We start from the raw sequence: 21,245 nt of genomic DNA, 5'->3' as shown, positions 1-21,245 counted from the left end.
GAATGCTGCAGCGTAGTGCGGCAGGTCCATGATCACCCGCCGTGACCGGCTTCGCGCGCCGAGCCTAGGAGACTCTCGGGGCGGCGCAAAGCATTACTCCCGTGCTGAGTTAAAGGGCCGTAAAGCGCCCGCAATCTGACAGTGATCTTTGTCTGGGCCTATAGTGGGGCCCATGCAACAGGCCGTTCAGCCGCGCTTCGTTCCTTCGCGCATTGCCGCCTGCTGTTGTTGTCGCTGTTGTTGATTTCCTGACGCTTTTTTGACGCAGTAGAAATCCCGCGCTCTCCCGCCGGTCGATGGGCCTTCCCACCCCGCGGTCGCCAGGCGCGCGTTCGCCAACCGAAAACTTTGCAGGAAGAACGACCAGCCATGACAGTGATGTCCCTATCCACCCGCGCCTCCGCGGCGGTTCAGACCCGTCACCGGGTCCTCGTCCGGCCCGCGACGGAAGTCGCGCGGATGACGCGCTACCGCGGCGGCACGTACTCCCACACCGTGGACACGATCGTGTTCGCCGACGGTAGCTCCGCCCGAACCGACCTCATCAGGGTCAATCCCAACCTGCACGCGTATTCATTGGACTTCTTCGGCATCGCCCCACATGAGCCGTCCCGGTACCGCCTGGACAGCTGGTCGGCGCTGCCCCACCTGCGCAGCCGCGACCACGAAGCCGAGGTCGATTGGATCCTGCGCAACTCCTTCCCGATGCGCACGACCGCCGAACTGAGCGAAAGCCTGCGCGCCGCGGGCAACCCGCTGGGCCGGGCCCATATCGGCGAACACGAGGCGATTGCCGCCACCCAGGCCGCGATTTGGCATTTCACCAACGGTTTGGCCCTGGACACCCGGCCGCTGAACGTTCCCGTCAAGGTGCGCCGAGCGGGCGGACGCGTGATCACCTTCGAATTCGACGGCGAACCGCAATTGGGCGGGTACTCGGTTTGGGTGGCGTCGGACGCCGCCGTCGGACTGAAACTTCAGAAGTCCGCCGACGGCATTGCCTGGCAAGACATTTCGCGTTCCCAGCTGACGGTGGACGCGGGCAAGGGTCGCCACCGGCGCACGCTCGGGGTGGGTAGCACCGTTTCGGCCAGCAGCCACGGCAGCGGGGGTCGTGGGTATCGCCATTACCGATTGATCGCGACGACCGACGCGACCAATCCGACCATCGACCATGTTCGCTTCTGGCTGACCGGTGCCCGCCACTACCGCAATGCCGATCGAATTGTGCACCTCTACAATTATCTGATCACTGGGGCGCGCAAAGCCTTGCGCGATACGGTGGAACCACAACTAGTCGATACCGACGCAACCGCCAATTCGGAGCTCATAGGACCGTTTCAAGTGCCAATCCCGTTGACGCTCAATGTTGGTGACGGACACACACTCGTCGACTCCGACGGTGAGACGGTCGTCGGCGCTGTGCAGGCGGGCACGGACTTTTACCTGCGGCCCGCACCGGGTACGTCCACCACGACGGTCACCGCGACAACACCGGACAGCCTCACCGGGCGGGTGCTGACCGGAGTCGCAGTGGAGGGAGCGGCACATCGATTCACCCCCATCGCGCTTACCGTACCCACAGCCGTGGCCATCGAATACGACATCAGCTGGCCGACCGACGAGTCATGTACCGACATCGCCTGAGGAAGACAGATGAGCATCGCAGATAACGTCACACAACTGATCGGGAACACGCCGCTGGTGCGGCTGAACCGGGTCACCGAGGGGGCGGTCGCCGACGTCGTCGCCAAGCTGGAGTTCTTCAACCCCGCGAACAGCGTGAAGGACCGCATCGGGGTCGCCATGCTGGACGCGGCCGAGCAGGCGGGCCTGATCAAGCCCGACACGATCATCCTGGAACCGACGAGCGGAAACACCGGCATCGCGCTGGCGATGGTGTGCGCCGCCCGCGGCTATCACTGCGTGCTGACCATGCCGGACACGATGAGTAAAGAACGCCGAATGTTGTTGCGCGCGTTCGGCGCCGAGATCGTGCTGACGCCAGGCGCCGAAGGCATGGCCGGGGCCATCGCGAAGGCCGAAGAGCTCGCCAAGAGCGACCAACGGTATTTCATCCCGCAACAGTTCGAGAACCCGGCGAACCCCGCGATCCACCGCAAAACCACCGCCGAGGAGGTGTGGCGGGACACCGACGGCAAGATCGACTTCTTCGTCTCCGGGGTGGGGACCGGAGGAACGCTCACCGGCGTCGCCCAGGTCATCAAGGAACGCAGGCCGTCGGCGCGTTTTGTGGCCGTGGAGCCCGCCGCGTCACCGGTCCTGTCCGGCGGTCAGAAGGGTCCGCACCCGATTCAGGGCATCGGCGCCGGATTCGTCCCGCCGGTGCTCGAGATGGACCTGGTAGACGAGGTCATCACGGTCGGCAACGAGGAATCGCTCGACATGGCCCGTCGGTTGGCCCGGGAGGAGGGGCTGCTGGTCGGCATCTCCTCGGGCGCGGCCGTCGTCGCGGCGCTGCAGGTGGCCCGCCGTCCCGAGAACGCCGGCAAGCTCGTCGTGGTGGTGCTGCCCAGCTTCGGTGAGCGCTATCTGAGCACGCCGCTCTTCGCCGACCTGGCGGATTAGTCATGCTCGCCGCCATCCGACGTGACATCCGGGCCGCCAGGGAGCGCGACCCGGCCCGACCGACCACGCTGCAGGTGATCTTCGCGTATCCGGGCGTGCACGCCATCTGGGGCCACCGAATCAACCACTGGCTCTGGAATCGCGGCGCCAGGCTGGCCGCACGGACGTTCGCCGAGCTGCTCCGCATCCTGACCGGAGTCGAGATCCACCCGGGCGCGGTATTGGGCCCCGGCCTGTTCATCGACCACGCGACCGGCGTGGTCATCGGCGAGACGGCCGAAGTGGGCGAGGACGTGACCATCTACCACGGGGTCACCCTCGGCGGCAGCGGCAGCGAAACCGGCAAACGCCACCCGACGATCGGCGACCGGGTGATCATCGGCGCCGGCGCCAAGGTGCTTGGCGCGATCAAGATCGGCGACGACAGCCGGATCGGCGCCAACGCCGTCGTCGTCAAAGAGGTTCCGTCAAGCGCCGTCGTCATCGGGGTGCCCGGACAGGTCATCAGCCGCCACGGGCGAAGCAGCCCCGACGACTCGATGATGCCCGACCTGGTGGGCGTCAGCCTCCAGTCGCTCCTCACCCGGGTGGCCAAGCTGGAGGCGGCTAACGACGGACAAGAGTCCGAAAGTGTCATCCGGCCACCGGAAGCCGGGGTATGGCACGGCGAAGACTTCTCCATCTGAGGTCCACGTGAGCACCCTTGTCATCGCCGGAACGGCGCTATTCGCGGCGCTGGGTGCCGCCACAGCTGCGGGCGCGATCTTCAATCGACGCTCCGGGGTGTTGCGCGAGACCAGTCCCGATTCCCAACAGGACACGTCGGACCTGGGGTTGGCGCAGAAGGGGCCAACCGTGGTGCACTTCAGCGCCGCCTGGTGTGGCCCATGCGCGTCGGTGCGCCGCGTGGTCGACCAAGTCTGCGCCGATCTGCCCGACGTGTCGCACGTGGAGATCGACATCGACGCCAACCCCGTGGCCGCCAAGCGGCTGTCGGTGTTGTCGCTGCCGACGACGCTGATCTTCGACGCTCAGGGCCGTCAGCGGTACCGGACCGCCGGGGTGCCGAAGGTCGGCGACCTGCGCGCCGCGTTGCAGCCGCTGTTGGCCTAGCCTCGAATCATCAAGGTCTCGAACGACTTTCCACCCGCCAACTCGGCGAAGTATTACTCACGGTGAGCTTAATGCGGTAATGGAATGCGTTGTCGCCTCGGGCGTTGCACAGTGGGTTAGCAACGAATCGGAAGGCGCGCGATGACCGAGCTGCACCTGGCCATTGGGCTGGACGGCTACGGCTGGCATCCGCACGCGTGGCGATACGCGTTCGCACACCGCGCGGCCGTGGGCGAACACCTCGGCGGCCGGTACTGGGCCGCCCTGGCCGCCGTCGCGGAGCGGGGCCTGCTCGATTTCCTGACCATCGACGACTCATTCGACGTTCAGCCGGGCCGGCGGCCCGAGATATCGCCGCGGCGGCTGGCGGGCCGCGCGGACGCCGTGCTGGTGGCCGCGCGCATCGCGCCGGTCACCACTCACATCGGCCTGGTGCCGGTCGCGACGGTGACCCACACCGAACCCTTCCACGTGTCGAAAGCGATTGCGACACTCGACCACATTTCGCACGGCCGGGCGGGCTGGCAGGTGCGGATCAGCGCGACCGCGCACGAGGCCGCGCTCGTCGGGCGGCGGTCCGGCATGCAGACCGAGGAGCTCTTCGACGAGGCCGCCGACGCCGTGGAGGTGGCGCGGCGGCTCTGGGACAGCTGGGAGGACGACGCGGTCATCCGTGACGCGGCCACCGGGCGCTACATCGACCGGGACAAGTTGCACTACATCGACTTCGCCGGCGAACACTTCTCGGTCAGGGGCCCGTCCATCACCCCGCGGCCACCGCAGGGCCAGCCGGTAGTGCTGGCGCTGGCGCACGCGCCGCGGGTCTATGAGTTCGCCGCCACCAGTGCCGACATCGTCGCGGTCACCCCGCGCGACCGCGACTCCCTGCGCGCGATCCTGCGTGACGTCACCGAAGCGCAACGCGCCGCCGGCCGGACGCTGAAGGTGTACGCCGACCTGGTCGTCTCGCTGGTCGAGCACCCCCTGACACCCCCGGCGGCCATCTCCTCCGACACACACGTGTTCGCCGGCAGCGCAAGCGATTTGGCCGAACTGTTGCTTGCCTGGCACGACACGGGAGTCGACGGGATAAGGCTACGGCCCGCGGTCAACGCGATCGACCTGCCCGCGATCGCCGACGAACTCGTGCCATTGCTGCAGCGCGCCGGGGTGTTCCGCACCGGCTACCGCGACGGCGAAACGCTGCGCGACCGCCTCGAATTGGCTCCCGCGCCCAACCGCTATGCGGCGGTGGCGCGATGACCGTCACCCCGCTCTCCATCCTCGACCTGTCCCCGATCAGCGCCGGGTGCGACGCGGCGACGGCGCTGCGCAACACCATCGACCTCGCCCAGCACGCCGAACGATGGGGTTACCAGCGCTACTGGCTCGCCGAGCATCACTTCGTCGCGGTGGCCAGCTCGGCGCCGGCCGTGCTGATCGGCCAGATCGCAGCCGCCACCGACCGCATCCGGGTGGGGTCCGCGGCGGTGCAGATCGGCCACACCACGCCGATCGCCGTGGTCGAAAGCTTCGGCGTGCTCGACGCGCTCTATCCCGGCCGCATCGACATGGGCCTGGGCCGATCCGGGCAGCGGCGCCGGGAGGCCGTCGCATCGCCGGAGCCGACAACCTCGTCTGCGCCCCCGCCGTGGCGAGACGTCGACGGCATCGTCATCCCCGCGCCGTTCGACCCGACTGCGCTGATGAAGAGCGACCGGATGCGGGCACAGGCCTCGGTGCTCGCCCAGCCCTGCGCGCAAGCCGCCGACTTCGCCGAGCAGATCGACGCCATCGAAGCGCTACTCGACGGCACCTACACCGTCGACGGCCACGAATTGCACGCCGTCCCAGGCGAACACGGGCAACTGACGCCGTGGATCTTCGGCAGCACCCGCGGGCAGAGCGCGGAGGTCGCCGGCGCGCGCGGGCTGCCGTTCGTGGCGAGCTACCACATCACCCCGGGCACCGCGCTCGGCGCGATCGCCGCCTACCGCGACGCGTTCCGGCCGTCCGCCCGGCTGGCCGAGCCGTACGTGGTGGTCTCCGCCGACGTCGTCGTCGCCGAGGACAGCGCCACCGCGCGTCACCTCGCGTCAAGCTATGGGCACTGGGTCTACTCCATCCGAAGCGGGCAGGGCGCCATCCCCTACCCCGATCCCGACCTCTGCGAACCCCTCACCGACGACGAACTCGGACTGGTGGCCGACCGCACCGCAACGCAATTCGTCGGCAATCCGGACGAGGTCGCCGATCGGCTGGAGCTGCTGCGTAGGGTGACCGGCGCCGACGAACTAGTGATCACGTCGGTCACGCACCGGCACGCCGACCGGCTGCGCTCGCACGAGCTGATCGCCAAGCGCTGGGGCCTGACCGGATGAGCGCACGAACTGTCAAGCGCCGCAAGCAGATAATTCTCGGCGCGCACTTCCCCGGGGTCAACAACACCACCGTGTGGTCCGACCCCGACGCCGGCAGCCAGATCGCGTTCGAATCGTTCGTACACCTCGCCAGGACCGCGGAGCGAGGGCTGTTCGACTTCTTCTTCCTGGCCGAGGGCCTGCGGCTGCGCGAACATCGCGGCAGGATTCACGACCTCGACGTGGTGGGCAGGCCCGACACGTTCACGGTCCTGGCCGCGCTCGCCGCGGTCACCGAACGGCTGGGCCTGGCCGGAACCATCAACACCACGTTCAACGAACCTTACGAAGTGGCAAGGCAATTCGCCACGCTGGACCACCTCTCCGACGGCCGGGCGGCCTGGAACATGGTCACTTCGTCCGACGCATTCACCGGAGAGAACTTTCGGCGCGGCGGGTTCCTCGACCACGCCGATCGGTACAAGCGGGCCGAGGAATTCATCACCGTCGCACGGAGATTCTGGGACGGCTGGGCACCCGATGCCGTGCTCGCCGACGTCGACGCGGGCGTCTATGCCGATCCCGCCCGGATCCACACCGTCGAACACCACGGTGCACAGTTCGACATCCGCGGCGTGCCGTCGCTGCCCGCCGGCCCTCAGGGCCATCCGGTGCTGCTGCAGGCCGGCGATTCCAGCGATGGCCGCGATTTCGGCGCCCGGCATGCCGATGCCCTGTTCACGTTGCACGGATCGCTCGAGGCCGGACAGCGGTATTACGCCGACGTGAAGAGCCGCGCCGCCGCCCATGGGCGCGACCCCGACCAACTCAAGGTCCTGCCGGGTGCGACGTTCGCGCTCGGCGACACCCCGCAAGAGGCGGAGGACCACGCCCGTCACATCCGCGAGCAACAGGTGAGCGGCCCGACCGCGATCGCGTTCCTGGAGCAGGTCTGGGGCGTCGACCTGTCCGGCTACGATCCCGACGGGCCGCTGCCCGACACCGACCCCGTCGAGAATCCGCACATCACCCGGGGCCGCGTCCGCCACGGCGACCCGAAGGCGCTCGCCGCCGCGTGGCGGGCCCGCGCGCGGGCCGAGAACCTGTCGATCCGCCAGCTGATCATCGAGGTGACGAGCCGTCAGCAGTTCGTCGGGACGCCGGCGCAAGTCGCCGACGAGATCGATCGGCATGTGCAGGAGGATGCCTGCGACGGGTTCATCCTGGTGCCGCACCTGACGCCACGCGGCCTCGACGAGTTCGTCGACAAAGTGGTGCCGTTGTTGCAGGAGCGCGGCAGCTTCCGCACCGAATACCGCGGCGCGACGCTGCGGGAACATCTGGGTTTGAGGCCGGTCTCCGGGTGGTCGGGCCGAAGCACCGGTGTCGCGGTCGGCGACTGACAGCACCGGCGCGACTTCCAACGTTCTTCGAGATGCGTTCACCGCGATCGACGCTACGGTTGGCCTAACGCGCCACGCCACGGACGGAGATTGCGATGAGCGACGCCCACGCACCGCGGATTCCGCCCGCACTGGCCGCGCCCAGCCTGAACCGGGGGGTGGGCTTCACGCACGAGCAGAGGCGGCGGCTGGGTTTGACCGGGCGCCTCCCGTCCGCGGTGCTCACGCTCGACCAACAGGCCGACCGGGTTTGGCGTCAATTGCAAAGCCTGGCAACCGATCTGGGACGCAACCTGCTGCTGGAGCAGTTGCATTACCGCCACGAACTGCTCTACTACAGGGTGCTCGAGGACCATCTGCCCGAACTGATGCCGGTGGTCTACACGCCCACGGTCGGCGAGGCCATTCAGCGGTTCTCCGACGAATACCGCGGACAGCGGGGGCTCTTCCTGAGCATCGACGAGCCCGACGAAATCGAGACGGCCTTCGCGACTTTCGGGCTGGAACCCGACGACGTCGACCTGATCGTATGCACCGACGCGGAAGCGATCCTGGGCATCGGCGACTGGGGCGTGGGTGGCATCCAGATCGCGGTGGGCAAGCTGGCGTTGTACACCGCCGGCGGCGGCATCGACCCGCGCCGCTGCATCGCGGTCTCCCTCGACGTCGGCACCAATAACGAACAACTGCTTCAGGATCCGTTCTACCTGGGCAACCGGCATGCCCGGCGGCGCGGCCAGGAATACGACGACTTCGTCGACCGCTACATCGAGACCGCGCACCGTCTGTTCCCGAAGGCGATCCTGCACTTCGAGGACTTCGGGCCGCTGAACGCCCGCCGGCTCCTGCACGCCTACGGCGAGAAGTACTGCGTGTTCAACGACGACATCCAGGGCACCGGCGCGGTGGTCGTCGCGGCGGTGTATGGCGGCTGCCATCTCACCGGTGTGCCGATGCGCGACCAACGGGTGGTTGTCTTCGGGGCCGGGACCGCCGGGATCGGGGTGGCCGACCAGATCCGCGATGCGATGGTGTCCGACGGCGCCACCCCCGAGCAGGCCGCCGCGCAGATCTGGCCGATCGACCGGCAGGGCCTGCTGTTCGACGACATGGCGGACCTGCGCGATTTCCAGGCGCCCTACGCCAAGAACCGCAGCCGGTTGGGCATCGGCGCCGAGGACCGGGTGGGCTTGGTGGACACGATCAAGCTGGCCTCCCCCACCGTGCTGCTGGGCGCTTCGACCGCGTTCGGCGCCTTCACCGAGAAGGTCGTGCAGGCCATGGCCGCTTCCTGCGAGCGCCCGATGATCTTCCCGCTGTCCAACCCGACCTCGCGGATGGAGGCCATGCCGGCCGACCTGCTGCAATGGTCCGACGGCAAGGCGCTGATCACCACCGGCACCCCCGTCGCGCCGGTCGAATTCGATGGCATCGCCTACACGATCGGCCAGGCCAACAACGTGCTCGTGTTCCCGGGAATCGGGCTGGGCATCATCGTCGCCGGGGCGCGGCTGCTGACCAAGCGCATGCTGCAGGCGGCCGCCAAAGCCGTTGTGCGACAAGCTAATCCGTCGTCACTCGGAGATTCCCTGCTGCCGGACGTCAAGGACCTGCGGGCCATCTCGACCGCGGTCGCCGAGGCCGTGTATCACGCGGCCGTGGACGACGGGGTGGCCACCCGCACGCACGCCGACGCCCGCCAGGCCGTCCTGGACGCTGTATGGACTCCGGTCTACGACTAGCGGCTCGTCGAGGCTGTAATACCGGCTCGATGCCGACAACTTGCTCCCCCGCCTGGACTCGAACCAGGAACCTATCGGTTAACAGCCGAACGCTCTGCCAATTGAGCTACAGGGGATCAACACAATCGCGGGACGACTCTAGCGTACTGGCATTACCGCACCCAACTGGACGGGAGGCGCCTCTGGCCGCTGAACTAAGCCGATCGGGCGCGCACGCACCCGGCCGGGTGAGGCAGGATGGAACGGTCGCTAGTCGGGAGGAACGTTTTGATCCGGTATGTCGTGGTGCTTGGACTGGGGTACGTGCTGGGCTCGAAGGCCGGGCGTCGCCGATACGAGCAGCTCGTCGGCACGTATCGCGCGCTGACCAGCAGCCCGGTGGCCAAGTCGGTGATCGAAGGGGGTCGCCGCAAGATCGCGAACCGGATCTCCCCGGACGCCGGGTTCGTCACCGTCGCCGAGCTCGACGACCAAACGGCCATCTTGGAGCGCGACGCCCAGCGACCGGCCGACGAGGCCCTCACATCGTCAGATCGTCGCCGCTAGCCTGCTCGAGCAGGCTGCGCCGGTAGGCCTCCATCGCCACCAGGTCACCGAATAGCGCGTGGTACTCGTCGCCCTGGTCGATCGGCGACATGCGCTGCAGCTTGGACTTCACCTCGGCGATCTGGCGGCCCATCCACACCTCCTGCAGGCGGGCCAGCACGCCGGCGATGTAGCGCGGCAGCTTTTCGTCGTCGACCGCGACGGCCTCCACCCCCAGCTCGCTGATCAGCCCCGCGGTCAGCTCCGAGGTGGCCCGCTGGCGCACCGCGTCGATCCACTGCGCCCCGGTGACGCCGCTCGACGTGCCGCCCGCGGCCTCGATCGCCCCGCGCACCGCGGCGTAACCGGGGTGGGTGAAGCTTTCGACCGTCAGCGTGTCGAACACCGGCCCGGCCAGGGCCGGGTACTGCAGCGCCGACTTGAGCGCCTCGCGCTGCGGCCACAGGGTCGGGTCCCGCGGGTCCGGGCGCGTCGCGGCGGGTTGGGCCGCGGCCGCGGGGCCAGAAACCCGCCCAGTCCCGCGGAGGTCCGCCGAGACTCGGGGTTTCTTGGCCTCCTCGCGCACTCGCCCGATGACCTGGGCCACGTCGTCCCAGCCGACCCAGCCGGCGAGCTGGCGGGCGTACTCGTCGCGCAGCGTGGGGTCTTTGATCTGGCCGACCATCGGCACGCAGCGGCGCAGCGCCGCGACCCGGCCCTCGGCGCTGTCCAGGTCCATCTCGGCGATCGCGGTGCGTATCGCGAACTCGAACAGGGGGGTGCGCCGGGCCACCAGGTCGCGCAGCGCGCCGTCGCCGGATTTCAGCCGCAGGTCGCAGGGGTCCATGCCGTCCGGCGCCACCGCGACGAACGACTGCCCCGCCAGGTTCTGCTCGCCGCCGAAGGCCTTGAGCGCGGCCGCGCGCCCGGCCGCATCACCGTCGAACACGTAGATCAGCTCGCCGCGAAAGAAGCTGTCGTCCATCATCAGCCGGCGCAGCATGCCCAGATGCTCGTCGCCGAACGCGGTGCCGCACGACGCCACGGCGGTGGTGACCCCGGCGAGATGCATCGCCATCACGTCGGTGTAGCCCTCGACCACGACCGCCTGATGGCCCTTGGCGATGTCGCGTTTGGCCAGATCGATGCCGAACATCACCGACGACTTCTTGTACAGCAGCGTCTCGGGCGTGTTGATGTACTTGGCTTCCATCGGGTCGTCGTCGAACAGCCGGCGGGCGCCGAACCCGATGACCTCGCCGGCCGCGGTGCGGATGGGCCACAGCAGCCGCCGGTGAAAGCGGTCGATCGGGCCGCGCCGCCCCTGCCGCGACAACCCGGCCGCTTCCAGCTCCTTGAACTCAAAACCCTTGCGTACCAAGTGTTTCGTCAGCGAGTCCCATCCGGACGGCGCGAAGCCGCAGCCGAAACGGCGGGCCGCCTCGGCATCGAAGTTGCGTTCGGTCAGGTACTGCCGGGCCGGCGCGGCCTCGCCGGATTCCAGGGCCGCGGCGTAGAACTCGGCGGCGGCCGCGTTGGCCGCGACAAGCCGGCTGCGGCTCCCGCGATCGCGTTGCACGCTGGTCGCCGGGCCGGTGTAGCTGATGGTGTGGCCGATCCGGTCGGCGAGCAGCTCGACGGCCTCGACGAAGCTGACGTGCTCGATCTTCTGAATGAACGCGTAGACGTCGCCGCCTTCGCCGCAGCCGAAGCAATGGAAGTGGCCATGGTTGGGGCGGACGTGAAACGACGGCGACTTCTCGTCGTGAAACGGGCACAGGCCCTTGAGCGAATCGGCGCCGGCGCGCCGCAATTGGACGTAATCGCCCACCACTTCCTCGATGCGGACCCGCTCGCGGATGGCGGCGATGTCCCGATCGGGGATCCGGCCCCGGCCCCTGGGCCGGGCGTCGTCATCCGCGCGCGGGGCGCGCCCCCACGAACCTGCCGGGCTGGACATCGGCTCAGTCTAGAGCGCCGACCGGGCCGGCTAACCGGTTCCGATGACCCCGCATGCCACCCGTTCCATCGCGTTGTCGGTGTTCTCGGCGCCGTGCAGCATCAGGGCCGTCTTGTTACCGCCCAGCAACTCGTCCCGGTTGAACGCGTCGGTGGTGGTGACCAGGTAGGCCGAACCGTCCGACCGCACCTCCAGCGAGGTCAGGTCGCCGCTTTCCGGCTTGCCGGTGTGCCCGGGGGCCTGGTAGTGACCGCCGGCGGACAGGAAGTTTCCGGGCGGGCCGCCCGTCGGGGCGACGGAATTGGGCTCGCACTTGCCGATCTCGTGGACGTGCAGGCCGTGGAATCCGGGCGTCAGGATGCCGCCGGCGACCGTCTTGACGGTGACGGTGACGTACCCGCCGGTGAAGTCGAACGTCGCCGTGGCGGCGGTCCGCCCGTCCGGCGTCTTCAATTGCGCACTGAGCGATTCGCCGTTGGGCGCGGGTGTCGTCGTCTCGCCCGACGACGACGGTGCGGCGCTCTTCACCGGAGGGGTGGTGCCGGGCTGGTTGCTCGCGTGCTGAGGTGAGCTACAGGCGGTGATGGCGACGACGGGAAGCCCCACCGCGAGGGTGGCGATACCGCGGAATTTGGTCATGCCGGGCAGCCTATCCCGCGACGGCGACGACACCGTCGCGGGATGACGCGCCGCTAACCGGCCGCCCGGCCCGCGTCGATTCGTTCCAGCCGACCCTCGGTGTAGGAGGCGATCTGGTCGACGATGACCCGCAGCCGGGCGCGGTCGTCGGCCGCGGTGATGAACGCCGCGGCGAAGACGGGATCGAGCGTCCGTGGCGCCCCCGAGTACAGCGACCGCGCCACCCGGTGGATCCGTTCGCGCTGCCTGGCTTGGGTGTCGAGGTGCCGCGGATCGGACATGATGAATTGCAGCGCAAGGATTTTCAGCAGGGCGACCTCCGCGCGCACCAGGTCGGGCACCAGCAGGTCGGCCCGGTAGCGCACCAGCGGACCGGGACCGGCCGCCGCGCGGGTGGTAGCGATGGCGGCCGAGGCGAATCTGCCCACCAGTTCGCTGGTGAGTCGCTTCAACGCCACCGACGCCGCCAGCGTCGCGTCGTACTTGCCGACGGCGGCGACCACCGGCAGGGCCGAGAGCCGCTCCGCCGCCGCCATGAAGTCGTCGGCGCTGACCCGGGAGAATTCGCTCTCGCCCAACTTGGCCAGCGCGGCCGCCTCGTCGTCGTCGGCGAGCACGCGCAGATCGATGCGCTGCGAGACGACGCCGTCCTCGACGTCGTGAACCGAGTAGGCGATATCGTCGGCCCAGTCCATCACCTGCGCTTCCAGGCACATCCGGCCCTCCGGCGCGCGGGCGCGAACCCAGGCCGCCGGCTCGCGGTCCTCGTCGTAGAACCCGAACTTGCGTCGCCCATCACCTCTCGGCCACGGATACTTGGTGACCGCGTCCAGGGACGCACGGGTCAGGTTCAGCCCGGCGCTATTGCCTTGCCCGTCAAGCACTTTGGGCTCGAGACTGGTCAGGATTCGGAAGTTTTGCGCGTTTCCCTCGAAGCCGCCGTAGTCGGCGGCGAACTCGTCCAGGGCGCGCTCGCCGTTGTGCCCGTAGGGCGGATGGCCGATGTCGTGGGCCAGGCCGGCCAGCTCGACCAGGTCGAGGTCGCAGCCCAACCCGACCGCCATCCCCCGCCCGATCTGCGCGACCTCCAGCGAGTGCGTCAGCCGGGTGCGCGGGGTGTCGCCTTCCCGGGGACCCACAACCTGGGTCTTGTCGGCCAGCCGGCGCAGTGCGGCGCTATGCAACACGCGGGCCCGGTCCCGGGCGAAGTCGGTGCGATGTTGGCCTTCGGTACCCGGCAGACCCGCAGTCTTCGGCGCCTCGCCTACCCGCCGTTGCCGGTCGAAGTCGTCGTAAGGGTCTTGCCGATTCGTGGTCACCGACGCACAGTCTGCCAGGGAATGCCGGGCGGGGGATCGCTGCGCCGCACGGCTATTTGCCCGTATCCCCGCCGGGCTAAATTGGCGTCATGCGCACTGCCCGCCCGCTATGCGTGGTCGCGACGATCCTCGCGATCGCGTTGGGCGGGGGGCTGCTGGTCGCGCCCGCGGCCGGCGCGCAGCCCCCGTTCCGGTTGGCCGACTACGTCACCGACAACGCGGGCGTGCTCTCGGACTCCGGCCGCTCGGCGGTGACGTCGGCCGTCGGCAGGCTGTACACGGATCGGCACGTCCGGCTGTGGGTGGTCTACGTCGACACGTTCTCCGGCCAGGACCCGGTGAGCTGGGCGCAGGCCACGATGCGCTCGAGCGATCTGGGCGACTACGACGCCCTGCTGGCCGTCGCCACCACCAGCCGGGCATACGCCTTCCTGGTGCCGACCACCGTCAAGAGCGTCAGCGCCCGCCAGGTCGATGACTTGCGGGGCAACAAGATCGAACCGGCCTTGCACAACGGCGACTGGAGCGGCGCCGCGGTTGCCGCGGCCAACGGGCTCAACAGGTCGCCGGGCTCGTCGGGCCGGGTGGTCCTGCTGGTGACGCTGGCGCTCATTGTCGGCGCGCTGGCGGCCCTGCTGTTGGTGATGCGCTATCGCCGCCGGCGGCGACGCGCGGCCGCCCTGGTCGCGGCCCGACGGGTCGACCCCACCGACTCCCAAGCGCTGGCGGGCGTGCCGCTGGAGGCCCTTGACGATCTGTCCCGCGCGCTGGTGGTGGACGTCGACAATGCCGTGCGAACCAGCTCGAACGAGCTCGACCTGGCCGTCGCCGAGTTCGGTGAGGAGCGAACCCAACCGTTCACCCAGGCCCTGGGCAACGCCAAAGCCGCTCTGTCCCAAGCGTTCACGGTGCGACAACAGCTGGACGACAGCACGCCCGAGACACCCGGGCAGCGTCGCGAATTGCTCACCCGGGTGGTCGTGTCGGCGGCGCGCGCCGACCGCGAACTGGAATCGCAGACCGAGGCGTTCGAGAACCTGCGCGACCTGGTGATCAACGCCGGATCGCGGCTCGACGGGCTCACGCAGGCCTACGTGGAGCTCACCACCCGCATCGGCCCGTCAGAACAGCGGCTGGCCGAGTTGCACGGCCAATTCGACGCGGCCGCACTGACTTCGGTGTCCGGCAATGTGACGGCCGCCAAGGAGCGGCTGGCGTTCGCCGACCGCAACATCGGCACCGCCCGGGAGTTGGCCGCCGAAGCCGTCGGCGGCCGCCAGGCCGGCTTGGTCGATGCGGTCCGCGCCGCCGAGTCCGCGCTCGGGCAGGCGCGCGCCTTGCTCGACTCGGTGGACAACGCGGCGACCGACATCCAGCACGCGATCGACCGCCTGCCGTCGGCCATGGCCGACATTCAGGCGGACATCCAGCGCGCGGGCGAGCTGCTGCAGAAGGGGCAGACCACCGCTCACACCGGCGATCTGCTGACGGCGCGCGATGCGGCCGCCCGCGCCGTCGACGGGGCCCGCGCCGGGGCCGCCACCGACCCGCTCGGCGCATTCGCCCAGTTGACCAAGGCCGATGCCGACCTCGGCGAGCTGCTGGTCACGTTGGCCCAGGAGCGGGCCAGTGCCGAGCAGCTGCAGCGGTCGATCGAGCAGGCGTTGTTCACAGCCGAGTCCCGGGTGCGGGCGGTGTCCGATTACATCGACACGCGCCGGGGCAGCATCGGCCCCGAGGCTCGCACCCGGCTCGCCGAAGCCGACCGGCACCTGCACGCCGCGCGGGACAAGAGGGCGACGAACCCGACCGAAGCGATCGCCCACGCCAACGCGGCGTCGACGCTGGCCGCCCAGGCGCAGACGCTGGCCAATGCCGATGTCCAATCCGCTCAGCGCGCCTACACCCGCGGCGGGAGCAGCGACATCGGCGCGATGCTGGGCGGCATCATCATCGGCAACGTGCTCAGCGGCGGGATGCGGGGTGGATTCGGCGGCTGGAGCCCGACGTCTTTCGGCGGCTCGTCCGGCGGCGGCTTGATGGGTGGCGGCGGGCGATTCTGAGCGCTCGCGGTCAGCCGGCGGCCGGTGAATGCGGTATTACGCCTCCGCTGCGCGGCATGTTGATGCGGGGTTCGGCTTCGCCTTCCCACCGCTTCCATTCGGTCCACTCGGTGAATTGACTGGCGTCCGCGACGACGGCGGCGGGGGCCGTGGCGTCGACGGGGGCTTCGGCGGCGTCCTCGCTCACTTCCGGCTTCGGGGCCCAGTGGTCGTAGTCGTCCGGCGGCACGGCCACACCCCAATTGAGAGGAACCGACAGGCCACCGAGCATCCCCGACTCACCCCTAACCGCCGACACCGAGTCGTCGGGTAACGGCGGACTAAGAGGCAAAAGCATGTTGCCCCCTTCCACAGCCGAATCTTCGGATGCTGTGGCCGAACCAATTAACACCAAGCAGCCACATCGTAAGCCAAACTTCAGACAAATACCCCAAAAACGGGGATTTGCTTTTCGCAAAGCGGACGGCCACGACGCGGGCCGGAACTGCGACGAAACGGCCACGCCGACCGCGCGCGGGTCGGGCTGGCCCTACCCGCGCCTCCCCCGCGGCACCACTTTGGGCCGCGCCTGGACCACGTGCGGGTTCTCGCCGCCGCGGCGGCCCCTCGCATCGGTCTTGCCGTCCTCGGTCCCCCGCCCGTCCATCGCCATGGGCATCGCCGGCGTCGTACCGCTGCCGGACGCGGACGATCCCCCGGTGGCCCCCGCCGCGAAGGGGGTCGGCAGCTGGCCGCCGAGCGCCGGCACCGCCAGGCTCGTCAGCACCGCCGGCACCGGCATCGACCCCTGCCAGGTCGGCGGCACCGTGATCGCCCCCACGAACCGCGCGGTGCCCAACCCGGCCGTCGCCACGCCCAGCCCGCCCAGCGTCTGCAGGCTGTGGGCGCCGGCCGCCGTAGCCTGCGCGCCTCCCGTGGCGGCGACGGTGGTGACACCGGCCATCGCCGGTGCGGCCGCCGGCGCGACGCCGTGGGCCAGCGCCATCATGGGCGACATCAGGGCGCTGGCCGGGTACATCCCGATCTGCGCCACCGTGGTCATCGTCGTCACCGGCATCGATGTCAGCAGCGACGTCACCGACGACAGTAAGGGCGAGAACACGCCCAGCACCGACTGCAGCTGCGAAATGAAAGCGCCGCCGACCCCGCCCAGCAGCTGGGACACGATCTCCAGCGGCGCCGTGATCAGCCCCGCCAAGCCGCTCAGGCCGGCCGGCGGGACGCTGAACGCCGGCAGCGTCGTCGCCACCGTCTGCGCGCTGACGTGGTAGCCCACCATGGCGGCCACGTCCTGGGCCCACATCTCCATGTACTCGAGTTCGGTCGCCGCAATCGCCGGGGTGTTCTGCCCCAAGATGTTCGTCGCGATCAGGGTGAGCAACCGGATGCGGTTCTCCAGCACGGCCGGAGGGGGCACCGTCGCCAGGAACGCCGCCTCATACGACGACGCCGCCAGCCGCGCCTGCACGGCCGAGATCTCGGCCTGCCCCGCCGCCGAAATCAACCACTGCAGATAGGGCGTGGCCGCCGCCACCATCGCCATGGACGACGGGCCCATCCACGGGCCAGCGGCCAGTGTTGTCACCACGGACTCAAAGGACGCGGCGGCCGCCGACAAATCCGCGCCCAGGGCGTCCCAGGCCGCGGCCGCCGTCAACAACGTGCTGGGGCCCGCGCCGCCATACATCAGCGCAGAGTTGATCTCGGGGGGGAATAACAGAAAAGCTGGAATCATCACATCCCCAACTCACCGACCGAGTCAACGGCTCCTACACCCACACGAACCGACACCCACCCCCGAGCGACTAGACACGTGAGCAAAACATTCGTTTAACGAGCCTAAAGCCAATAGGCCGCCCAGCAACGGTTTTTTATCAAACGTTTAATACGTCGGCGCGGCGGCCGCACCGCCGCCCGCGCCGATGGACCCCACGGGCCTCCGGAATGCGCCAACCGGGTGGTCAGCAGCCCTTGAGCCGCGCGGCCAGATAATCGGACACGGCGTTCATCGCCACCCGTTCCTGGGTCATGTCGTCGCGCTGGCGCACCGTGACGGCGTTGTCTTCCAGCGAATCGAAGTCGACCGTCACGCAGAACGGCGTCCCCACCTCGTCCTGGCGGCGGTAGCGCCGGCCGATCGCGCCGGCGTCGTCGAAATCGATGTTCCAGTATTTGCGCAATTCGGCGGCAAGGTCGCGGGCCTTCGGGCTCAGGTCGGCGTGCCGGGACAGCGGCAGCACCGCGGCCTTGACTGGCGCCAGCCGCGGGTCCAACCGGAGCAGCGTGCGCTTCTCCATCGCGCCCTTGGCGTTGGGGGCCTGGTCCTCGGTGTAGGCGTCGATCAGAAACGCCATGAACGACCGGGTGAGGCCGGCCGCGGGTTCGATGACGTACGGGATGTAGCGCGTGTCGGTGACCTGGTCGTAGTACGACAGGTCGGCGCCGGAATGCGTTGCGTGCGTGGATAAGTCGAAGTCGGTTCGGTTGGCCACGCCTTCCAGCTCACCCCACGGGTTGCCGGCGAAGCCGAACTTGTACTCGATGTCGACGGTGCGGTCGGAGTAGTGCGAAAGCTTGTCCGCCGGATGTTCGAAGAGTCGCAGATTTTGCGGATCGATACCGAGATCGACGTACCACTGGTGGCGGGTGTCGATCCAATATTGGTGCCATTCCTTCGCGGTCGACGGCTCCACGAAGAACTCCATTTCCATCTGCTCGAACTCGCGGGTCCGGAAAATGAAGTTGCCCGGTGTGATCTCGTTGCGAAAACTCTTGCCGATCTGGCCGATACCGAACGGCGGCTTCTTGCGGGCCGTCGTCACCACGTTGGCAAAGTTGACGAAGATGCCCTGCGCGGTCTCCGGGCGCAGGTAATGCAGCCCCTCCTCGGTCTCGATCGGGCCGAGGTAGGTCTTGAGCATCATGTTGAACTCGCGCGGCTCCGTCCATTGGCCGGGCTCGCCGGTGTCCGGGTCGCGGATGTCGGCCAGCCCGTTGGGCGGCGGGTGCCCGTGCTTGGCCTCGTACGCCTCGATGAGGTGGTCGGCGCGGTAGCGCTTGTGGGTGATCAGCGACTCGACCAGGGGGTCGTGGAAGACCTCGACGTGGCCGGAGGCCACCCACACCTGGCGCGGCAGGATGATCGACGAATCGATCCCCACCACGTCGTCGCGGCCGGTGACCACCGCGCGCCACCACTGCCGCTTGATGTTCTCCTTGAGCTCCACTCCCAGCGGGCCGTAGTCCCACGCCGACCGGGTGCCGCCGTAGATCTCGCCCGAGGGAAAGACGAAGCCGCGCCGTTTGGCCAGGTTGACTACGGTGTCGATGACGGACGCCACGGGGCGGTGCACTCCCTTTCCGGGTTTGGGCGGTTACGCGCGGGGAGCAGACCGCCGCGCACAGAGCAACAGTCATGGTAACGATCGGCGCCGCGGTCTTTGACATGCGTCATCATGCATGTGACAGTGGAGGTCGGTCGATCGCGTTTCCTCACCGCGGGCCGTCCCCGACTACCTGGCACTTTTCGAGGTGATGACTCTCTCCCATGGCGACGTCCCCCTGCATCCCGATCGCGCCGACGAGCTGGGATCGGCCATGAGCGTGGTGGCCCACGAGCACGGCGACGCCGGTCCCGGCGCCCTGGCCGACTACCCGGTCCCGCCGCCACGGGAAATCCTGGCCGCCGCCGGCGAGCTGCTGCGCGCGCTGGCCGCGCCGGTGCGGATCGCCATCGTGCTGCAGCTGCGGGAGTCGCACCGCTGCGTGCACGAGCTGGTCGACGCGCTGGGCGTGCCGCAGCCGCTGGTCAGCCAGCATCTGAAGATCCTCAAGGCCGCCGGGGTGGTCGCCGGGGAGCGCTCGGGCCGCGAGGTGCTGTACCGGCTGGCCGACCACCACCTGGCGCACATCGTCGTGGACGCCGTTGCGCACGCCGGCGAGGACACCGCGTGACGCGCGCCGGCGACGATGCAGAACGACGTGAAGCCGAGGAGCGGCGCCAATGACGGGCGCAAGCGTCCGGTCGACCCGTCAGCGGGCCGCGATTTCCACCTTGATGGACACCCTCGACGACTTCCGCTCGGCGCAAGAGTTGCACGACGAGTTGCGCCGCCGCGGCGAGAACATCGGGCTGACCACCGTCTACCGGACGCTGCAGTCGATGGCGGCGGCGGGAATGGTCGACACGCTGCGCACCGATACCGGCGAGTCGGTGTACCGCAGGTGCTCCGAGCACCATCATCACCACCTGGTCTGCCGCAGCTGCGGGTCCACCATCGAGGTCGGCGACCACGAGGTCGAGGCGTGGGCGGCGCAGGTCGCCGCCAAACACGGCTACTCCGACGTCAGCCACACCATCGAAATATTCGGCACGTGTTCGCAGTGCGGGGCCTAGGCTGACCCGAGCCGAATCCGGCCCCGGAAAACGTTTCAAAAAAATTGTCCACCACGCGTGCGCCGCGTGCTCCTACCCATGAGTGGCCCCCGGGCCGAGACGACATCTCAAGGGAAGTGAGCACACGATGCGCAAGGACACGGTGTCCCACCTGCGACCGGTACGCGAGATCGAGCCCCCGGCACTGCAGTTCCGGACGATCCACGGCTACCGCCGGGCCTTCCGGGTCGCGGGGTCCGGACCGGCCCTGCTGCTCATCCACGGCGTCGGCTGCAACTCGAAATCATGGGAACCCGTGCACGCCAAGCTTGCTCAGCGGTTCACGGTCATCGCGCCGGACCTGCTGGGTCACGGCGAGTCCGACAAACCCCACGCCGACTACTCCTTGCCGGCCTTCGCCAACGGCATGCGCGACCTCCTCGCCGTGCTTGGGATCGACCGGGTCACCCTCGTCGGGCATTCGTTCGGTGGCGGGGTGGCCATGCAGTTCGCCTACCAGTACCCGGAGTTGGTCGAACGCATCGTGCTGGTGAGCGCCGGTGGCGTCTCGAAGGACGTGAGCCCGGCGTTGCGGTTGGCGGCGATGCCGCTGGGCGCCGAGGCGCTGGGCGTGCTGCGCGCGCCGGGCGTGCTGCCCGCGCTGCGGGGCTTCGGCCGCGCCGTGCGGACCGTGCTGGGTTCCACCAGGTTCGGGCGCGACGCTGCCGACGTCGTGGAAATGCTCGAGGGTTTCACGGACCCCGCCGGGCTGGCGGCGTTCGCGCGCACCCTGCGGTCGGTAGTCGACGCGCGCGGTCAATACGTCACCATGCTGGACCGCAGCTATCTCATGCAAGACGTTCCGGTGCAGATCATTTGGGGAGAAGACGACGTGATCATCCCGGTGGACCACGCCCGGACGGCCCACGTGGCGATCGCCGGTTCGCGGATGGAAATCTTCGAGGGCTCCGGACACATGCCGTTCCACGACCATCCGGATCGCTTCGTCGAGGTCGTCGAACGATTCGTCGACTCGACCCGACCGGCCGACTACAACCTGGACCTGATGCAGTCGCTGCTGCGCACCGGAGGTCGCGACGACGTTGTCCCCCGTACGGAAGTCGTCGGCGCGATCGAATCTGCGGTGTCCTAGAGCC

19 protein-coding genes and 1 tRNA gene are annotated in these 21,245 nt (G+C 68.8%); 13 read left to right on the top strand and 7 right to left on the bottom strand.

Translation table 11 applies throughout. The features are described from left to right. The first annotated feature begins 369 nt into the window (after positions 1-369). From A5702_RS07420 to A5702_RS07385, 8 genes are all read left to right on the top strand, one after another. Positions 370-1,647 (top strand): thioester domain-containing protein, encoded by a 1,278-nt coding sequence (locus tag A5702_RS07420; RefSeq protein ID WP_055400744.1) that lies wholly within the window; start codon positions 370-372, stop codon positions 1,645-1,647. 9 nt (positions 1,648-1,656) lie between these two features. Then, a complete protein-coding gene (cysK, locus tag A5702_RS07415) occupies positions 1,657-2,589 on the top strand; it encodes a cysteine synthase A (RefSeq protein ID WP_068219558.1) in 933 nt (310 codons plus the stop codon). A gap of 2 nt (positions 2,590-2,591) precedes the next feature. Further along, positions 2,592-3,275 (top strand): serine O-acetyltransferase, encoded by a 684-nt coding sequence (gene cysE / locus A5702_RS07410; protein WP_067898678.1) that lies wholly within the window; start codon positions 2,592-2,594, stop codon positions 3,273-3,275. 7 nt (positions 3,276-3,282) lie between these two features. Next, on the top strand, positions 3,283-3,702 hold the full coding sequence (locus A5702_RS07405; RefSeq protein ID WP_068219556.1) for a thioredoxin family protein: 420 nt from the start codon (positions 3,283-3,285) through the stop codon (positions 3,700-3,702). 141 nt (positions 3,703-3,843) lie between these two features. Beyond that, the gene (locus tag A5702_RS07400; protein WP_068219554.1) at positions 3,844-4,965 is read left to right on the top strand and encodes an LLM class flavin-dependent oxidoreductase; all 1,122 of its coding nucleotides are present in this window, start codon (positions 3,844-3,846) and stop codon (positions 4,963-4,965) included. Then, on the top strand, positions 4,962-6,083 hold the full coding sequence (locus A5702_RS07395) for an LLM class flavin-dependent oxidoreductase (RefSeq protein WP_068219551.1): 1,122 nt from the start codon (positions 4,962-4,964) through the stop codon (positions 6,081-6,083). The genes A5702_RS07400 and A5702_RS07395 overlap by 4 nt, the downstream gene beginning before the upstream one ends. Then, on the top strand, positions 6,080-7,465 hold the full coding sequence (locus A5702_RS07390; RefSeq protein ID WP_068219549.1) for an NtaA/DmoA family FMN-dependent monooxygenase: 1,386 nt from the start codon (positions 6,080-6,082) through the stop codon (positions 7,463-7,465). Before A5702_RS07395 ends, A5702_RS07390 begins: the two co-directional genes overlap by 4 nt. A gap of 95 nt (positions 7,466-7,560) precedes the next feature. Next, positions 7,561-9,207: an NAD-dependent malic enzyme gene (locus A5702_RS07385; protein WP_068219547.1), complete on the top strand. Its 1,647-nt coding sequence runs from the start codon at positions 7,561-7,563 to the stop codon at positions 9,205-9,207. Between the two features lie 43 nt (positions 9,208-9,250). On the opposite strand, the gene A5702_RS07380 is transcribed toward A5702_RS07385, so the two are convergent. Then, positions 9,251-9,323: transfer RNA gene (locus A5702_RS07380), tRNA-Asn, on the bottom strand. A gap of 151 nt (positions 9,324-9,474) precedes the next feature. Here A5702_RS07380 and A5702_RS07375 point away from each other — a divergent pair. Further along, on the top strand, positions 9,475-9,753 hold the full coding sequence (locus A5702_RS07375) for a hypothetical protein (protein WP_055400761.1): 279 nt from the start codon (positions 9,475-9,477) through the stop codon (positions 9,751-9,753). On the opposite strand, the gene dnaG is transcribed toward A5702_RS07375, so the two are convergent. The 3 genes from dnaG to A5702_RS07360 are packed head-to-tail and all read right to left on the bottom strand — an operon-like array spanning position 9,728 to position 13,650. Continuing rightward, a complete protein-coding gene (gene dnaG, locus A5702_RS07370; protein WP_067817693.1) occupies positions 9,728-11,692 on the bottom strand; it encodes a DNA primase in 1,965 nt (654 codons plus the stop codon). The two genes, A5702_RS07375 and dnaG, sit on opposite strands and share 26 nt — an antisense overlap. A gap of 30 nt (positions 11,693-11,722) precedes the next feature. Further along, entirely contained in the window at positions 11,723-12,331 is a 609-nt protein-coding gene (locus A5702_RS07365) for a superoxide dismutase family protein (protein WP_082955978.1), read from the bottom strand. Between the two features lie 53 nt (positions 12,332-12,384). Beyond that, complete coding sequence (locus A5702_RS07360) at positions 12,385-13,650, bottom strand: deoxyguanosinetriphosphate triphosphohydrolase (RefSeq protein ID WP_068219545.1); 1,266 nt, start codon at positions 13,648-13,650, stop codon at positions 12,385-12,387. A gap of 89 nt (positions 13,651-13,739) precedes the next feature. Here A5702_RS07360 and A5702_RS07355 point away from each other — a divergent pair, with 89 nt between their 5' ends. Further along, on the top strand, positions 13,740-15,713 hold the full coding sequence (locus A5702_RS07355; protein ID WP_068219542.1) for a TPM domain-containing protein: 1,974 nt from the start codon (positions 13,740-13,742) through the stop codon (positions 15,711-15,713). 10 nt (positions 15,714-15,723) lie between these two features. Here the strand turns inward: A5702_RS07355 and A5702_RS07350 are convergent, their stop codons facing one another. The 3 genes from A5702_RS07350 to A5702_RS07340 form a co-directional block, all read right to left on the bottom strand. Beyond that, positions 15,724-15,984, bottom strand: coding sequence for a hypothetical protein (locus A5702_RS07350; RefSeq protein ID WP_055400769.1), 261 nt, complete (start codon positions 15,982-15,984; stop codon positions 15,724-15,726). A 258-nt stretch (positions 15,985-16,242) separates the two neighbouring features. After that, a complete protein-coding gene (locus A5702_RS07345) occupies positions 16,243-17,448 on the bottom strand; it encodes a PPE family protein (RefSeq protein ID WP_067817684.1) in 1,206 nt (401 codons plus the stop codon). Between the two features lie 226 nt (positions 17,449-17,674). After that, positions 17,675-19,066, bottom strand: a complete 1,392-nt coding sequence (locus tag A5702_RS07340) for a glycine--tRNA ligase (RefSeq protein WP_068219539.1) — start codon at positions 19,064-19,066, stop codon at positions 17,675-17,677. Between the two features lie 244 nt (positions 19,067-19,310). On the opposite strand from A5702_RS07340, the gene A5702_RS07335 reads away from it, so the two are divergent. The 3 genes from A5702_RS07335 (at position 19,311) to A5702_RS07325 (ending at position 21,241) form a co-directional block, all read left to right on the top strand. Further along, positions 19,311-19,667: a metalloregulator ArsR/SmtB family transcription factor gene (locus A5702_RS07335; protein WP_231633764.1), complete on the top strand. Its 357-nt coding sequence runs from the start codon at positions 19,311-19,313 to the stop codon at positions 19,665-19,667. Positions 19,668-19,716: 49 nt separating this feature from the next. Further along, on the top strand, positions 19,717-20,109 hold the full coding sequence (locus A5702_RS07330; protein WP_067817679.1) for a Fur family transcriptional regulator: 393 nt from the start codon (positions 19,717-19,719) through the stop codon (positions 20,107-20,109). 127 nt (positions 20,110-20,236) lie between these two features. Beyond that, positions 20,237-21,241: an alpha/beta fold hydrolase gene (locus A5702_RS07325; protein ID WP_068219538.1), complete on the top strand. Its 1,005-nt coding sequence runs from the start codon at positions 20,237-20,239 to the stop codon at positions 21,239-21,241. Positions 21,242-21,245 lie beyond the last annotated feature (4 nt).

The sequence above is a fragment of the Mycobacterium sp. E3339 genome, from assembly GCF_001666915.1.
Taxonomy (GTDB): Bacteria; Actinomycetota; Actinomycetes; order Mycobacteriales; family Mycobacteriaceae; genus Mycobacterium.
The sequence above is the reverse complement of the archived record's forward strand: the minus strand, read 5'-3'. Positions and strand labels throughout refer to the sequence as shown.

Excerpts from the sequence above, each read along its gene's own strand:
- A5702_RS07345 (WP_067817684.1), bottom strand. The coding sequence starts at position 17,448 with ATGATTCCAGCTTTTCTGTTATTCCCCCCCGAGATCAACTCTGCGCTG.
- dnaG (WP_067817693.1), bottom strand. The coding sequence starts at position 11,692 with ATGTCCAGCCCGGCAGGTTCGTGGGGGCGCGCCCCGCGCGCGGATGAC.
- A5702_RS07335 (WP_231633764.1), top strand. The coding sequence starts at position 19,311 with ATGAGCGTGGTGGCCCACGAGCACGGCGACGCCGGTCCCGGCGCCCTG.
- A5702_RS07420 (WP_055400744.1), top strand. The coding sequence starts at position 370 with ATGACAGTGATGTCCCTATCCACCCGCGCCTCCGCGGCGGTTCAGACC.
- A5702_RS07350 (WP_055400769.1), bottom strand. The coding sequence starts at position 15,984 with ATGCTCGGTGGCCTGTCGGTTCCTCTCAATTGGGGTGTGGCCGTGCCG.
- A5702_RS07365 (WP_082955978.1), bottom strand. The coding sequence starts at position 12,331 with ATGACCAAATTCCGCGGTATCGCCACCCTCGCGGTGGGGCTTCCCGTC.
- A5702_RS07330 (WP_067817679.1), top strand. The coding sequence starts at position 19,717 with ATGACGGGCGCAAGCGTCCGGTCGACCCGTCAGCGGGCCGCGATTTCC.
- A5702_RS07390 (WP_068219549.1), top strand. The coding sequence starts at position 6,080 with ATGAGCGCACGAACTGTCAAGCGCCGCAAGCAGATAATTCTCGGCGCG.
- cysK (WP_068219558.1), top strand. The coding sequence starts at position 1,657 with ATGAGCATCGCAGATAACGTCACACAACTGATCGGGAACACGCCGCTG.
- A5702_RS07325 (WP_068219538.1), top strand. The coding sequence starts at position 20,237 with ATGCGCAAGGACACGGTGTCCCACCTGCGACCGGTACGCGAGATCGAG.
- A5702_RS07385 (WP_068219547.1), top strand. The coding sequence starts at position 7,561 with ATGAGCGACGCCCACGCACCGCGGATTCCGCCCGCACTGGCCGCGCCC.
- A5702_RS07400 (WP_068219554.1), top strand. The coding sequence starts at position 3,844 with ATGACCGAGCTGCACCTGGCCATTGGGCTGGACGGCTACGGCTGGCAT.
- A5702_RS07355 (WP_068219542.1), top strand. The coding sequence starts at position 13,740 with ATGCGCACTGCCCGCCCGCTATGCGTGGTCGCGACGATCCTCGCGATC.
- A5702_RS07395 (WP_068219551.1), top strand. The coding sequence starts at position 4,962 with ATGACCGTCACCCCGCTCTCCATCCTCGACCTGTCCCCGATCAGCGCC.
- cysE (WP_067898678.1), top strand. The coding sequence starts at position 2,592 with ATGCTCGCCGCCATCCGACGTGACATCCGGGCCGCCAGGGAGCGCGAC.